Origin of the sequence: Paenibacillus oceani (assembly GCF_014705615.1) — a bacterium.
In the GTDB taxonomy this organism is placed as follows: domain Bacteria; phylum Bacillota; class Bacilli; order Paenibacillales; family NBRC-103111; genus Paenibacillus_AB; species Paenibacillus_AB oceani.
Genome location: NZ_JACXJA010000028.1, coordinates 105,177 through 118,732 on the forward strand (window position 1 = coordinate 105,177; position 13,556 = coordinate 118,732).

Below are 13,556 nucleotides of genomic sequence, written 5' to 3' on the forward strand. Positions count from 1 at the left end.
GCAAAATCTCCCCCGTTGACATCCTCCATTTCTGCTGATATTGTATTAAACAAACGTTTAATTAAAACATGTGTTTAAATTAAAACTTTAACATTCCGGAAGGAGAATACAAGGATGGGAAACGCCTTAAAAGCTTTTCTGCAAAAAACGCCGACCAAGATTGGCATCGCCACTGCAATTATGTTTCAGCTTATTTTTAGCATCGCATGGATGACGGGATATGACGGCGTAACGGACAATACGGCCAACTTGACGATCGCCGTAGTGAACGAGGACGCCGGGGTCGGCCGGCAGCTGGCGGAGCAGCTCGGGAAGCAGCTTCCCTTTCAGATCGTGACGGAGAGCGGCCTCGATGCGGCCAAACAGAAGCTGGAGGAGCGGAACGTTCAGATGGTGCTGCATCTGCCCTCTACTTTATCCGCCCAGCTGCAAACGCCGGGTCAGAAGACCGAACTGCAATATTGGATCAATGAATCGAATCCCGCGCTGATCAAAAGCATGATGTCCAGCGTCGCCGCCGGCGTAACGGCAACCCTCAACAAGCAGGCGATCGCGGCCGGAGCGCAGGCCGTGCTGGCGCAGATGAACGTTCCGGCGGCTCAGGCGCAGAGCACGGCACAAGCTTTGTCGGAGCGTGTGACCTCCAGTATTCAATATACCAATCCGGTGTCCGGCATGAGCAATCAGATGGTGCCGATGATGCTCGTGCTTGCGTCGTATGTAGGCTCGATGATTATGGGAATGAACCTGCAGCAGTCTTCGAACCTGATCGGAGCGCAGTCTGGCAAGTGGAGCAAATTTGCCGCCAGGGCGGTACTGAACAGCATCGCAGCGGTCGTCACCGCGCTTGTAGGCACCTCGTTGGTCCTGCTGCTCGGCGGTCAGTCCGTTCAAGGGTTTATGACGTTATGGGGATTTTTGACGCTGTGTCTGCTCGCGTTTTTATTTTTCTCCCAGCTGTTTCTGCTGCTGCTCGGCAATGCGGGCATGCTGCTGAATATTATCGCGCTGTCCGCTCAGCTCGTCTCCTCGGGGGCGATGGTGCCGCGCGAGCTGCTGAACGGATTTTACCGCGGATTGGGCGATTATTTACCGGCCACCTATGCCGTCGAAGGCAATATGAACCTGCTGTTTGGCGGTCCCGGCGCGGCGGGAGCGTCCTGGAGCCTGCTGCTGATTGTGCTGGTCACTGCGATGCTCGGGCTGCTGGTTACGGCATTGCGCAAAGAGACGGCTCCGGCTCATGGCACGGTTGCCGCGCCGAAGCTTGCACATTCGGAGTAGTTTCGCCATAATGATTGCAAACGGTATCGGATAGGAGAATCGAATGACTACCTCGGAACTCGATATCAAGATGAAAATATTGCTGGCAGCCAAAACCCTGTTCGCGAGGCAAGGCTTCGACGGCACGTCGGTCAGGCAAATATGCGAGGAGGCGGGGGCCAATGTGGCGCTCGTCTCTTATCATTTCGGCGGGAAGGATAACGTGTTCGGCGCTCTGTTCACCCAGTTTTTCCCCGGCAACCGGCTGGAAGCGTACGAACCGTTCTTCCATGACCCCATCGTCGGTCTCAAAAAGCTGGTGGAGGAAGTGACGCGGTTCCGGTTAAGCGATCCCGAGCTCGTCATCATTATCCAGCAGGAAATTTTCAAACAGTCTCCGCGAGTGGCGATTATTCAGCAGAACATTTTTCCCGTATGGAAAAAAGTCAGAGAGCTTCTGGAAAAAGGACGGCAATCCGGCGTGTTTCAGTTCCGCTCGCTCGACAATACGATGTTTTTTATTATGGGTACGCTGCTGTTTCACAAAAATACGGATTATTTTCTGCCGCTGTTAAGCGACGGCGTGCCGACATTCGACAATATGTACCGCGACGCCGCCGTGTTTGTCCTCAGAGGGCTCGGCGTTCCGGGAAAGGCGGAGGATTATTTATGAACAAGGTCATCGAACTGCTGCAGTCTCATCGTTCCGTACGTAAATACAAACCCGACAAGGTGGCCGACGAGCTCGTCGAATCGATCGTCCGCTCCGCCCAGATGGCGTCCACTTCCAGCAACGTTCAGGCGTACAGCGTGATCGCCGTTACCAATCCGGAGACGAAACGGGCGATATCGGCCATAGCCGGCAATCAGCAGCATGTCGAGTCGTGCCCGGTGCTGCTCATATGGTGTGCGGATTTGCGGAGAAGCCGGCTTGCGTGCGAGCAACATAACGTACAGATGGTATCCGGTACGATGGAGAACTTCGTCGTCGCGGCCGTCGATGTCGCGCTCGCCGCCCAAAACGCCGCCATTGCCGCGGAATCGCTCGGACTCGGCATCGTGTATATCGGCGGAATCCGGAATGATCTGCGGGCGATCACCCCGCTGCTTCATATTCCCGAGCTCGTCTTCCCGGTGTTCGGCATGTGTCTCGGCTATCCGGATCAGGAGCCGTCCTTGCGGCCGCGGCTTCCGTTGCGCGCCGTGCTTCACCGCGAGACGTACGAGGACGACGAGAAGAAGTCGGAATCAGTTGAGGAGTACGACCGCACGACGCGGGAATATTACATCGAACGGACGAACGGCAAGCACGATACGACCTGGTCGCGCGAGATGGCGGACAAGTTCAAGCGGCCGGTCCGGGCGTATTTGCGGGACTATTTGGAGGAGCAGGGGTTCCGGTTCGATACGTAAGCGGTGGGAACGATGCCGGCGCCCTCAGTTCCGGCCTGTCCGGCCAACAGAAACAAAAGTGCTTGACTGCCGCCTCCTGTTTATGGTAATTATTAGGGAGAGCAAGATGAAGTCATGATGCGGAAGCACCGCCATTAGACTGCGTTGGATAATAACGCGGATAATGGCTATTTTTATGCAAATAAAAGTTTACAAAAAAGAACATTAATGCTATTATATGTTCATATTAATGAAACGTTTGCGAAGGACGCAGACGATCGGGAAACCGGCCGTCTTGCGTCCTTTTGTACGTTGCGGAGGTGAAACGTTGGTAAATAAAAGACGCAACCTGCTGGTCAGCTTATCAGCCGCCCTGATGGCGTCGCTGCTCGTCTACGGCGTATACAAGCTGCAGCTTAGACAGGTGGAACTGCAGCAGACGGTGAATGTGGTCGTTCCGAAAGATTTTATACCCGCCGGTACGATGATCGATGCTTCGCTGCTCGCTTACAGGCCGGTCTTGGCCGGCTCGCTGATGGAAGGGATGTTCACCGATATTTCGCTTGTCGCAGGACAAGAGGCGGTCGTCCCGCTGGGTACGGATGAGCCCGTATTGGCCTGGAAAGTGGACAAGTTCCATCTGCTGCCTTCGCGCGGCCAGTCGACGTTCCAGATTCCGAAGGAGTACATCTTGTCGCTGTCCAACGGGATTCGAGCCGGAGACCGGGTCAAGCTGTATTTGTCCGGCAGCGAGGGAGAGTCAACGAGGCTGTTCGCCCAGGATATTACGGTCGCATCGGTCAAATCCTCGTCCAACGTCGAGGTGGACAATCCGAAGTCGTCCAACCTCATGTCCCGGGTGAACGGAGACGCTGAGAAAATGTATGCTTCCCGGAGAGAAGCGAACGGTTCGATCGACCAAATCAATCTGAATTTGACCGAGGAAGAATGGCTCGCGATCGACCGGGCTTGCAAGACGAAGAAGACGAAGCTTGTCATTGCTTTGTCCGCTTCATCGCTTACGGAGAATTCGATCGACACTACAGGCAGGAGGTGACGGAGGGTGCATATTGCCTTTCTTACGCGGGACGAAGCGCTTTGCGAGGTTTGGCTGAGTTGGGAGGCGCCGGACGGCGACCGTGTCGTCTTGTTCCGCCAACCGGAATCTTTCATGGAATCGGCCAATCTGTCCGATTTCGGACATATCGTAATTTCGGATCGTTTTTTCGATTATGCGGCTTTTTGCGAATACGTCGAACAGGTGAAGGAAGCGGCGCCCGGCGCTGAGCTGACCGTTATGTTGTCGGACCGGCACGATACCGCAGAGAACGGGAGATGGATCAAATATTGCCTGATGGGAGGTATTCCCTACATCCCTCCGCATCGTACGATCGAGACGATAACCGGTCTGCTGATGCAGCGGATATACGGGGAGTCGGGAACGGCTGCCGCCGGAGGGAGCCCATGCATCACGTTCGTCGGCTCGACTCCGAATATCGGGACGACGTTCGTGTCGTTCGGCACAGCCGTACGTTTGTCCGCGAGTACCCGGCGTTCGGTCGGATATTTGTGCCTGAATTTAAAAAGCTCGAAGCTTCACCGCTACTTGGGTTTGGAGAAACCGGAAGCGAGCCTGGACCATCTGCGCGCAGAGATCCGGTCGCAGAGCCTGCGGCCCGACAGGCTTCATTTATATTGCGAGCCGGTAAAAGGACGACCGAATTTACGCATCCTGTTCGGCAATCAGCTTCGCGAACAGGCGGAATTTTTTACGGCGGAGGATATCGAGCATCTGCTCCGGACGGCTAGACGGACGTTCGACGTCTGCATCGTCGAAGTGAATGCGTACTGGGACAACGCGGCTACGATATGCGCCTTGCTGCAGGCCGACACGAGGATTTTGGTGACGACTCCGGAGCTGGCGCATTTTCAGGAGGATACGGACCGGTGGCTGCGCGGACTATGCCCGGTCATCGGGTTAGCGGCCGAATCGTTCGATCTTATATTGACCCAGGCAGAGGGTAGCGGAAGCTCGGGAGGCATCCGGCACCAGGACGTGCGCAAGGAAACCGGGCTCTCGCTAATCGGCAAAGTCGGCAAATATTCCGACTTGTCGGAGACGGTTAATCAGGGGAAACTGCTGGAGTTGCTGACCGGCAAGCATCCGCTTAACCGCGATCTGGACGACATCGTCCGTCTGCTGACGGCCGTATGCGGCATCGAACCGGCTGCGCCGGATAAAGAGCCGGCCGTTAAACGGATATTCGGCCGGTTAACCGGGGCGCTCGGGATACCGGCGGCCAAACCCCGGAAGGCGAGGGGGAGCGGGTGAAAGAGATGGCGGAGCGCAAATTTTCCGTGCTGGCGTATTCGATGCGCCGGGGAGAAGCGGACGGCGGGAATGCGGCGGAGGACGGAACCGGGATGGCCGTCGAACGGCTGCCGCAAGAAAGCGAAAGTCCCGATTTTCAACGCTGCGTAGACGAGATCCGTTCGTATCTTGTCGCGTCCAGAGGGCGGACGGACGAGGAACGGCAGCAGTACAGCGAATCGTTGAACCGGGCCGTACTCGGCTTCGAGGAGGAACGAATCCGGTTCGTCGCGATCATTAACGACCAGCTATCCAAGCGGAGGATGAACCACATTGTGCCGCCGAATCGCCGGTATACGACATTGGCCGAAGCGGTATTTGCCGAGATCATCGGCATGAACGTGCTTGAACTGCTGCTCAAAAATCGCGAAGGACTTGAAGAAATCCAGGTCGTAGGGAGGGACATTTACGAAGTAAGGGCAGGCAAGGCGACCCCTTCTCCGCATAAGTTTCAGCATTTGAAAGATGTGGAGCGGATACAGCAAAATCTGGTGTTGTTTAACAATGAAGTGATCAATCCCCGGAAGCGCTGGGCGGAAGTGGCGCTGAAGGACGGTTCGCGCGTCACGCTGACCGGCTTCGGCTTTACGGCGGAGCCTACGATGACGATCCGGTTTTATACGATGCGGTATTTCAATCTGCATACGCTGTGCCATCCCGACTACGAGACGTTGAACGAATCGATCCAATCGATCTTGCTATGCGTGCTCCGCTGCTGCTTCAACCTGGTCGTCATCGGGCCTACCAATTCCGGCAAGACGAATCTGATCAAGGCATTGATCGCCGAGATGCCGGATCACGAGCGGATCGTAACGATCGAGACACGGTTTGAGCTGATGCTGAAGCGAGATTTTCCAAACAAAAACGTCATCGAATATGAGGTAAGCGAGCACGATGCGCTGCATTCCGGCAACCAGGCGTTTAAGCTGGCTTTGCGCCAGTCTCCGAAACGGATCTGTCATGCCGAGATTCGCGACGACGATGCGAACATTTACGTCCGCGCCTGTACGAGAGGCCATGAAGGAAGCCTGACCTCGGTACACGTCAACGAGCTGGAGGATGCGCCCGATGCGATAGCCGATATGTGCATGCTTGACGGGAGAGGGATGAACCCGACCCGGCTGACCAAAAGAATTACGGAATACGTGACGCAGATCGGACTCGAGATGGGCATCGTCGACGGCAAGCGAAAGCTGCTTCGAATCGGGGAATATGTATACAACTCCAGCCGTGACAGTGTGACGGTGAGGGACATCGTGCGTTATGACTACGGGAGGGGCTCGTGGCGGTATCCGGAAGGCTTCTCGCCGCGTGCGGCCGAGCGGATTCGGAAATATGACCCGGATGGATACGGTCTTCTGGAACGGATGGGATGTATCCCCCGATGCTGAATGTCGTCAAAGCCGCGTTTTTGCTCCTGTTGTTTTTGCTCGCTTATTTGTTTTTGTACAGGTTGCTCCAGACGTTTACCCGCCAGGCGGTTGCACGTTACCGATTGAATCATGTGCGTCAGGCCGCGTTTTCCAACCGGGTGGAGCTGTTTATGTCCCGGTATGCCAAGCTATACCGCCATATCGCCGATCTTCTGGAGTCGGTCCAATCGCGGATGCCGATAGGGACGTTTCTGTTCGTCTCGTTACTGCTCGTCTTGACGGGGATTGTCGCCGGATTCGTCTGTTTCCGCAATGTGAAAGGGATTGCAGCGATGGGAGCGATGCTCGGCCTGCTCCCGTACGTGGTCCTCCGCATGCGGCTGTTGAATTTGCAGATGAAAGCGCGGATCGATTTTTTACCGGCAGTGGAGCTGTTTTACCAGTACTACATCGTCTCGGGGCAAAGCAATATCCGGACTGCATTAAAAGTTACGCTCGAGGAAAACCGGATGCAGTCATCCATGAAGCCGGTCTTCGAACAGCTGTACCGCAACTTGGCGGCGAGCCGCGACGCGGAAGACAGCATGCGCCTGTTCTCGCTAAGTCTCGGCCATACATGGGCGGAGTATTTTGCCAACATTTTGCGCGTAGGGCTACTGGAAGGCAGCGACTTGTGCGACAGCATGAAGGATCTGATCACGGATATGCGGCGTGCGCAACGGGCGGATCAGGCGGAGCGCAACCGGCTCCTTGAAATTCGGCTCGCCAACTTCTCATCGATTCTGTTTTTGATCTTATTTTTGTTTATCAATTTTAAGATGAATGCGGATAACGCCTACTTGTATTACATCCTGGACCCGGCCGGACGCAACATGCTGCTTGATGGTCTGCTGCTCATTTTCGCTTCTTTTTTGATGGGGATTTATTTATCGATTCGGAGAATGTGAGGGAAGTCAGATGGTGATACAATCCGACCAATTGTTCTGGATCCAGGCGGTTGCTTACGCGCTATTGCTGGCTGCCGGTTACGTGTCTTTCGTTTATTTGCTGCTTGCTATACCCCGCAGGCGCAGGCGATGGCCCGCGCTCGTTATGCAGCGATGGGCTCGCGGTTACGAAGTTCCGCCGCGGATCTTAAAGCTGTTCGGCATTGCTGCAGGTTCCCGGCCGGTAGAGGAGAAGGGCAGGCTGCTCGCCGAAGGCGGTATCCGGATCGATCCGCTGCGATACGAGCTTCTTCGCAGGTTCCTCCTGCTTGCCGGGGGCGGAAGCCTCGCTGTCGGTTATGCTGCCGCTGCGAAGTCATGGACACTGCCGGGGATCGAACCCGTGCATGTGATGGCCGCAGGGGCCGTCATCGGCGTGTTCGCCGGATTTGACCGTACGCTGCTGGTCTCGCTTGGCAAGTACCGGTCCAACAAGATCATGAGAGAGATTTATGTGCTGAGCAACCAGTTGCTTTATTACACCGGCTCCAAAATGAGTCTCCACGCGAAGCTGAACCGATGCCTGCCGTTTTGCCGGGCGATCCGGTCGGACTTGCAGCTTCTGCTCAACGAATGGTATGAGGACGCCGATCAGGCGATCAAGCGTTTCAAGAAACGTCTCGGCACGGAGGAAGCTCACAGCTTCGCCGAAACGATTAACTCGCTCCGGCTGAACGAACACGGCAGCTACTACTCGTTGCTGCACGAACGCATTCAGGATTATAAGGAGAAGCTGGAGCTGGCCAAAGAAAGCCGGAAAGAAACGACATCCTATTTGCTGTTCGTGCTGGCCGGCATTCCGATCCTGAATACGTTTCGGATTTTCGTATATCCGTGGGTACAGGAAGGGCAGAAGCTGTTCGATGCCTTGAACTGAGCCAGGGGAGCGGGGGCACCGATTTACGATAAATGTAATTTGAATTGAGATTGTACTTGAGACGATAAGGGGAAATGAGCCAATGAGAAACATACTGATGACGGTTATGATGCTGATTGTAGTTGCCTTGCTGTTCACTTCGATTATCAATAACGGGGACACGGGAATGCGCAACAACATCAAGGTGAAGGGGGACACGGCCAATACGAATATCAACGCCTTGAATGCAGGCTCGTAAGCGGCCGGCGGAGAAGGGATGAGGCATATACTTGTTACCGTCATGCTGATTATCGTCGTGATCGCTATCTACAGCACTACGATCGGGGGCAATGACGGGATGCAGCAGAACGTGAAGACGACCGGCGACAGGTTAAACGGAACGATCCAGTCGATTAATCCATAAACGTTTACGGAGTGCCTTTCAAATATGAAGCAAATTCTAGTGTTTATCTTATTTGCGGCGGTATTGTGCTGGGCGATGTTCGCTCCTGTGTACAAGCATGTGCTGATCGTGCGTCAGGCTATGCTGCAGAAGGAAGTGGATTATTTGCTGGAAGTCGGGGCCAATGCGTCCCACGGTTACGTCGATGCTTCGGCGGTAGAAGCATCCCGGGCGCGGCTGGCCGCACACGGCTTCAAGACGAACCTGCTCGAGTACGGCGTATCGTCGACTAGCGGGGCGGCCGCTACGAATCCGATGTCGCCGGTAATGCGGGGAACGGGCATCGAGCTGATCATCACATACCCGTATGACGGAATGTTCGCGATCGACCGGCTGATCGGCATCACGCCGCCGTCCGACAGCTCCCGCCTGTCGGCATCGGGACTGAAGATGAGCGAATATGTGCCCTGACCCGATATTAGGAGGACGTATGGATGTACAAGCTCATTGCCTTCCTGCTGCTGATCGGATTCGTTATGCTGCTTCACGCGTTGCAGGCCGATGAGGAGATCGCGTTGCAGGCTTTGTTTCAAGGTAAACGTTCGGTCAATCGGGCTGCACACGCCGCGGCGCAGCAGATCGATATACAGAAGCTGAAGGAGGGGATCGTCTCTATCGATCCTGCAGAGGCGGAACAGCTCGCGTACGATTATTTGCAAAGCAACCTGCGGCTCGACGCGGCGAACGAGCCTCTGCCCGGCACGTTTTGGCGCAGCCGGGCGGAGGTGCTCGTCTTCGAGGTGATCAACGAAGATCGGACGTTTCCTTATATGTACGCCAATTCCGCTTACGATTACTCGGTGACTTTGCAGAAACCCGGGGTCGTGATGATCGTGCGGCTCGAATATCCACGCACCTATACGGTGCTTGGGCCGATTACGTGGGAGATCAAAGGAGCGGCGGAGCTCATCTATTAAACTGTTGTGATACGCGTGAAGTATCGCATCACGTTCCGCGCTGCAGCATCGTCCATTCCCGTCCCGGAATGTCCACCCGGAACGATTCTACGCTTCCTGTGTCGGCTAACGTCACGTAGCACGTACAACCGTCGGGACCGCCGAACGTCAGATTCGTACAGTTGGTTCCGTTCAGCTTCACTTCCGCCAGCAGTTCCCCGGCCGGAGACAGTTTGGCTACGGTGCCTTTGCCGTACCGCGTAATGTACAGGTTGCCCTCCGAATCGCAGCGCATGCCGTCCATGCCAAAGTCGGGAAATTCGATCAGCAGCCGTTTGCCGGAAACTTGCTTATCCGCAGAGAGGTCGTAGGCCCACACCCGGCGCTGTACCGATTCGTTGACGTACAAGGTACGGTTGTCCGGACTGACTTCAATCCCGTTCGTCGTTCCCATTCCGCTATCCAGCAGCGTAACGGTTCCAAGCGGGTCGATCCGCCAGAGATTGCCGGTCGATTCGTTCCAATTCGGATCGCTGGCAAATAACGTGTCGTCGTCGGCGATCGCGATGTCGTTCGGCTGATTCATCTCCGGCTCGTGGGCGAACACGGTCAACTCCTTGGTCTGCATATGCACCTTCAAAATGTTATGGTTCGGGTAATCGGCGATGAACATGTCTCCCGCGCGGCTGAAGCGGATTCCGTTCCCGACGCTTCCGTTCGGCAGTTCGAGAAAAACGCAACATTCGCCGTCCGGTGTCACTCGGCCGATCGTATGCTGGCGCTCATAGTTGACGGCGTACAGGTTGCCGGCGCGATCGCAAGCCGGCCCTTCGATGCCTGGCGTAAACCCTCCGGGCTTGGTGAACGTCCGGCTTCCGTACAGCGGATTTTTCATGGTATCGATTCCTCCTCCACGTAAATAGGCACCGGTAAGAACGCGAATGACGGTTTCCTTTCCTACACGCGTTCGTAACTGTGTCTGACCCTACTTATTTCGGTTGAGCGGCGGCTGTTCCTCTTTTCCCTCCAAAACATTGTATAATGAAGGAATGCGAAAGGAAGAAGAGGAGTGGAAGTATGAACGAATGTTCGTCCCGCCGTCAAAGGCTCCAGCACAAAATGAAACAATCGGGTATCGACGGCTGTATCGTGACTCAGAATGTCGATTTGTACTATTTGTTAGGCTCTATGCAGACCGGGTATTTTTTCCTGCCGACTGAGGGAGAAGGGATCTTTTTCGTCCGCCGCAGCTTCGTCCGGGCCGGGGAGGAAGCCGACGTTACGGTTCAGGAGCTCGGCTCGATGCGCAATCTCGGCTCCCGGCTTGCCGAGAGCTACCTCCAGCTGTTCCGTAAACCGGACGGCCAGCCGCCGATACTTGCGGCCGAATACGACGTGCTGCCCGTTCAGCAGTTTCAGCGGCTGGAGGGGGCGTTCCCCGGGGCGCGCTGGGTCGACGGCTCGATGCTGATCCGGGAAACCCGGATGATCAAGTCGGCAGCGGAAGTCGCTCTTATTCGCGAGTCGGCTAGAGTGATCGATATGGCCTATGAAGCGGCGATAGCGGCTTTGAAGCCGGGCATGCGCGAGTTCGAGCTGATGGCGGTCGTAGAGTCCGTGATCCGCAACAACGGTCATATGGGACTGATGCGGGTCAGAGGCTACAATCAGGAGATTATTACAGGCATGATCGGAGCGGGCGACGCAGCGGCGATGCCGAGCTATTTCGACGGCCCGGCGGGCGGGCAAGGGCTCGGACCGGCCAGTCCGCAAAGTGCGGGACGAAGACCGATCGGAACGGACGAGCCGGTTCTTATCGATATCGGCTGCTGTATCGACGGGTACGTCATCGATCAGACGCGGACGGCGGTTATCGGACGTTTGCCGGACGATTTGATGGACGCCTACGAGCTGTCCGAGGCGGTCCTGAGAAGAACGGAAGCGATGCTGAAGCCCGGGACCGTGTGCGAGGAGCTGTATACGTCGGCGCTGGAGCAAGTCCGCGAAGCCGGCCTGAGCGAACATTTCATGGGCTTTGGGTCGGATCAGGTGAAGTTCCTGGGACACGGGATCGGATTGGAGATCGACGAGCTGCCGGTGCTGGCCCGAGGATTCCGTTACGAGCTGGAGCCGGGCATGGTTATCGCGATCGAGCCCAAGTTCACGTTTCCGGGCAGAGGGGTTGTCGGTATCGAGAATTCGTACGTAATTACAGAGAACGGGTTTGAGACATTAACGGTATCGCGAGAAGGAGTAGCGAGCGTTTATACGGCCAAAGAATGAGAAAGCCCTGTGTTCCCCGTTAGCGGTGGAACCGGGGCTTTTTTTGAGATCGTTTACGTTCCCCATAGCAAAACACCGCACACCTGCAGCTGCATGCGGTGCGCCAGTCACCGGCCATCCATCGTGTAGCGGAAGAATGACTTCCTCTATTCCCGCAAAGTACGTAACTTTCAGGCTATAGCGGAAGTTTGGTTTCCTTTATATTGAATCTTAGAAGGGAATAGAGGCGATTCTACTTGAATAACGGAACAAAAAGTTCCGCTAAACGTCGATTTCCTACTGTGAATAACAGATAACGGAAGTCAAACTGCCGGAAGCGAAATTTGCAGGCTCGGTTGGAGGCGGTTATTTCCACAAGGGCACAAAAAAAATTTAGATCGGAATGAACTTTTCATGAATCCCGGGCGTACTATTACCGAACAATGAGAAGAGAGGCACACCACGGCTCCCAAGGAGAAGAACCGATGGATGAAAGAGAATGGATCGAGCGCGCTCAGCGGGGGGATTCGGCCGCGCTGGCCGGGCTGCTGAAGGGAAACTACGGATTTCTTCTGAACTATATGACGAAGATTACGTTCCAACCGGCTCTGGCGGAAGACTTAACCCAGGAAACGATGATGCGCTGCATCGAGAAGATCCGGCTGTACAATTTTACTTCGAAGTTTTCGTCGTGGCTGATTACGATCGGCACCAACTTGTATATGGATCATTTGAGAAGGAAAAAGCGGGAACGCGACTGGCACGATCAGGAACAGGCGCTCCGGCAAATCAAGTGGCATGCGCAGCAATCCGGCGAAGAATGGTCGGAGCTGCTTGATCTGCTTGGGCGAATGCCCGACGATGTCCGGATTCCGATCATTTTGAAGCATTACTACGGCTACGCCTACGAGGAGATCGCCGGCATGATGAATGTGGCGACCGGCACGGTCAAGTCCCGCATTCACAACGGCATTAAGAGCTTGCGAAAGGAGCTGGGGCCTCATGAATGAACGCGACCACGACAAACTAAAGGGTAACCAACATGTCACCGGCGATTCGGGGCCGGAATTGAAACAGGCGCTTGATCAGACGGACGAGTCGGTGGGCCGGGCGGACGGCCGAAAAGCCACAAACGCCGAACGGGCGGATACGCTGCCGGGCGAAGACGAAGAGTCGTTTGAACTTTCGTCGATGATCAAGCAAGAGCTCGATAAAATGGAACGATGGACGGACCCGAACACGCCGAATACGATCTGGTTTGAGCGGCTTGTCGTTGCCGGGAAACGCGAAGCGCGGCGCAAGCTGATCCGCGATCTGATTCTGTTCTGGTTAGCCGGATTAGGCGTGCTCGCCGTATACGGAGCGATTTCGTTCGGGAGGCCCGCCGTATTTATCGCGATCCAGCTGCTGGCTATAGCAGCCGTTCCGTTCGTCGTTGCCGTCATGAGACGAAAAGCGGGTGACCGGACATGACCGAAGCGACCGAACAGCTTCCTCCGTGGGCGCTCGTCCTCCTTACGCTCGTCTTGTTAGGCCAGAGCACGTTTATCTTTCTGGACGCCCGCAAGCACGCCAAATATCCGTGGCTGTGGGGGATGTGGGGGCTTATTCAGGCGCCGATGCCGCTGATCGTATATTGGATCGTGTACCGTACGAAATGGTTTCGCAGCAATAAAAAGCAGGGAGGAACATGA

Annotated in this window: 17 protein-coding genes; 16 read left to right on the forward strand and 1 reads right to left on the reverse strand. The window is 55.5% G+C overall.

Going from position 1 to position 13,556, the window contains the following annotated elements; all coding sequences use genetic code 11:
* Positions 1 to 114 precede the first annotated feature (114 nt).
* The 12 genes from IDH45_RS20265 to IDH45_RS20320 all read left to right on the forward strand — a co-directional run bounded on the left by IDH45_RS20265 (position 115) and on the right by IDH45_RS20320 (position 9,621).
* A complete protein-coding gene (locus IDH45_RS20265; protein ID WP_190929947.1) occupies positions 115 to 1,284 on the forward strand; it encodes a YhgE/Pip domain-containing protein in 1,170 nt (389 codons plus the stop codon).
* A 43-nt stretch (positions 1,285 to 1,327) separates the two neighbouring features.
* Positions 1,328 to 1,936, forward strand: coding sequence for a TetR family transcriptional regulator (locus IDH45_RS20270; RefSeq protein ID WP_190929948.1), 609 nt, complete (start codon positions 1,328 to 1,330; stop codon positions 1,934 to 1,936).
* Positions 1,933 to 2,676, forward strand: a complete 744-nt coding sequence (gene nfsA, locus IDH45_RS20275) for an oxygen-insensitive NADPH nitroreductase (RefSeq protein ID WP_190929949.1) — start codon at positions 1,933 to 1,935, stop codon at positions 2,674 to 2,676. Before IDH45_RS20270 ends, nfsA begins: the two co-directional genes overlap by 4 nt.
* Before the next feature lie 307 nt (positions 2,677 to 2,983).
* Positions 2,984 to 3,712, forward strand: coding sequence for an SAF domain-containing protein (locus IDH45_RS20280; RefSeq protein WP_223836816.1), 729 nt, complete (start codon positions 2,984 to 2,986; stop codon positions 3,710 to 3,712).
* A gap of 6 nt (positions 3,713 to 3,718) precedes the next feature.
* Complete coding sequence (locus IDH45_RS20285) at positions 3,719 to 4,987, forward strand: AAA family ATPase (protein ID WP_190929951.1); 1,269 nt, start codon at positions 3,719 to 3,721, stop codon at positions 4,985 to 4,987.
* 5 nt (positions 4,988 to 4,992) lie between these two features.
* Positions 4,993 to 6,417: an ATPase, T2SS/T4P/T4SS family gene (locus IDH45_RS20290; protein ID WP_223836830.1), complete on the forward strand. Its 1,425-nt coding sequence runs from the start codon at positions 4,993 to 4,995 to the stop codon at positions 6,415 to 6,417.
* Complete coding sequence (locus IDH45_RS20295) at positions 6,411 to 7,346, forward strand: type II secretion system F family protein (RefSeq protein ID WP_190929952.1); 936 nt, start codon at positions 6,411 to 6,413, stop codon at positions 7,344 to 7,346. Before IDH45_RS20290 ends, IDH45_RS20295 begins: the two co-directional genes overlap by 7 nt.
* Before the next feature lie 10 nt (positions 7,347 to 7,356).
* Complete coding sequence (locus tag IDH45_RS20300; protein ID WP_190929953.1) at positions 7,357 to 8,262, forward strand: hypothetical protein; 906 nt, start codon at positions 7,357 to 7,359, stop codon at positions 8,260 to 8,262.
* A gap of 82 nt (positions 8,263 to 8,344) precedes the next feature.
* Positions 8,345 to 8,500, forward strand: coding sequence for a hypothetical protein (locus IDH45_RS20305; protein ID WP_190929954.1), 156 nt, complete (start codon positions 8,345 to 8,347; stop codon positions 8,498 to 8,500).
* Between the two features lie 18 nt (positions 8,501 to 8,518).
* Complete coding sequence (locus tag IDH45_RS20310; protein WP_190929955.1) at positions 8,519 to 8,665, forward strand: hypothetical protein; 147 nt, start codon at positions 8,519 to 8,521, stop codon at positions 8,663 to 8,665.
* Positions 8,666 to 8,689: 24 nt separating this feature from the next.
* Positions 8,690 to 9,115: a hypothetical protein gene (locus IDH45_RS20315; RefSeq protein ID WP_190929956.1), complete on the forward strand. Its 426-nt coding sequence runs from the start codon at positions 8,690 to 8,692 to the stop codon at positions 9,113 to 9,115.
* A 23-nt stretch (positions 9,116 to 9,138) separates the two neighbouring features.
* Positions 9,139 to 9,621: a hypothetical protein gene (locus IDH45_RS20320; RefSeq protein ID WP_190929957.1), complete on the forward strand. Its 483-nt coding sequence runs from the start codon at positions 9,139 to 9,141 to the stop codon at positions 9,619 to 9,621.
* A gap of 28 nt (positions 9,622 to 9,649) precedes the next feature.
* Here IDH45_RS20320 and IDH45_RS20325 read toward each other — a convergent pair whose 3' ends face one another.
* On the reverse strand, positions 9,650 to 10,495 hold the full coding sequence (locus tag IDH45_RS20325) for an SMP-30/gluconolactonase/LRE family protein (RefSeq protein ID WP_190929958.1): 846 nt from the start codon (positions 10,493 to 10,495) through the stop codon (positions 9,650 to 9,652).
* Between the two features lie 182 nt (positions 10,496 to 10,677).
* On the opposite strand from IDH45_RS20325, the gene IDH45_RS20330 reads away from it, so the two are divergent.
* The 4 genes from IDH45_RS20330 (at position 10,678) to IDH45_RS20345 (ending at position 13,556) form a co-directional block, all read left to right on the forward strand.
* Complete coding sequence (locus IDH45_RS20330) at positions 10,678 to 11,883, forward strand: M24 family metallopeptidase (protein WP_190929959.1); 1,206 nt, start codon at positions 10,678 to 10,680, stop codon at positions 11,881 to 11,883.
* 464 nt (positions 11,884 to 12,347) lie between these two features.
* On the forward strand, positions 12,348 to 12,872 hold the full coding sequence (gene sigY, locus IDH45_RS20335; protein ID WP_190929960.1) for an RNA polymerase sigma factor SigY: 525 nt from the start codon (positions 12,348 to 12,350) through the stop codon (positions 12,870 to 12,872).
* Positions 12,865 to 13,335 (forward strand): YxlC family protein, encoded by a 471-nt coding sequence (locus IDH45_RS20340; RefSeq protein ID WP_190929961.1) that lies wholly within the window; start codon positions 12,865 to 12,867, stop codon positions 13,333 to 13,335. The genes sigY and IDH45_RS20340 overlap by 8 nt, the downstream gene beginning before the upstream one ends.
* Complete coding sequence (locus tag IDH45_RS20345; RefSeq protein ID WP_190929962.1) at positions 13,332 to 13,556, forward strand: sigmaY antisigma factor component; 225 nt, start codon at positions 13,332 to 13,334, stop codon at positions 13,554 to 13,556. Before IDH45_RS20340 ends, IDH45_RS20345 begins: the two co-directional genes overlap by 4 nt.

Excerpts from the sequence above, each read along its gene's own strand:
- sigY (WP_190929960.1), top strand. The coding sequence starts at position 12,348 with ATGGATGAAAGAGAATGGATCGAGCGCGCTCAGCGGGGGGATTCGGCC.
- IDH45_RS20265 (WP_190929947.1), top strand. The coding sequence starts at position 115 with ATGGGAAACGCCTTAAAAGCTTTTCTGCAAAAAACGCCGACCAAGATT.
- IDH45_RS20290 (WP_223836830.1), top strand. The coding sequence starts at position 4,993 with ATGGCGGAGCGCAAATTTTCCGTGCTGGCGTATTCGATGCGCCGGGGA.
- IDH45_RS20340 (WP_190929961.1), top strand. The coding sequence starts at position 12,865 with ATGAATGAACGCGACCACGACAAACTAAAGGGTAACCAACATGTCACC.
- IDH45_RS20295 (WP_190929952.1), top strand. The coding sequence starts at position 6,411 with ATGCTGAATGTCGTCAAAGCCGCGTTTTTGCTCCTGTTGTTTTTGCTC.
- IDH45_RS20305 (WP_190929954.1), top strand. The coding sequence starts at position 8,345 with ATGAGAAACATACTGATGACGGTTATGATGCTGATTGTAGTTGCCTTG.
- IDH45_RS20300 (WP_190929953.1), top strand. The coding sequence starts at position 7,357 with ATGGTGATACAATCCGACCAATTGTTCTGGATCCAGGCGGTTGCTTAC.
- IDH45_RS20345 (WP_190929962.1), top strand. The coding sequence starts at position 13,332 with ATGACCGAAGCGACCGAACAGCTTCCTCCGTGGGCGCTCGTCCTCCTT.
- IDH45_RS20270 (WP_190929948.1), top strand. The coding sequence starts at position 1,328 with ATGACTACCTCGGAACTCGATATCAAGATGAAAATATTGCTGGCAGCC.
- IDH45_RS20315 (WP_190929956.1), top strand. The coding sequence starts at position 8,690 with ATGAAGCAAATTCTAGTGTTTATCTTATTTGCGGCGGTATTGTGCTGG.
- IDH45_RS20325 (WP_190929958.1), bottom strand. The coding sequence starts at position 10,495 with ATGAAAAATCCGCTGTACGGAAGCCGGACGTTCACCAAGCCCGGAGGG.
- IDH45_RS20320 (WP_190929957.1), top strand. The coding sequence starts at position 9,139 with ATGTACAAGCTCATTGCCTTCCTGCTGCTGATCGGATTCGTTATGCTG.
- nfsA (WP_190929949.1), top strand. The coding sequence starts at position 1,933 with ATGAACAAGGTCATCGAACTGCTGCAGTCTCATCGTTCCGTACGTAAA.
- IDH45_RS20310 (WP_190929955.1), top strand. The coding sequence starts at position 8,519 with ATGAGGCATATACTTGTTACCGTCATGCTGATTATCGTCGTGATCGCT.
- IDH45_RS20330 (WP_190929959.1), top strand. The coding sequence starts at position 10,678 with ATGAACGAATGTTCGTCCCGCCGTCAAAGGCTCCAGCACAAAATGAAA.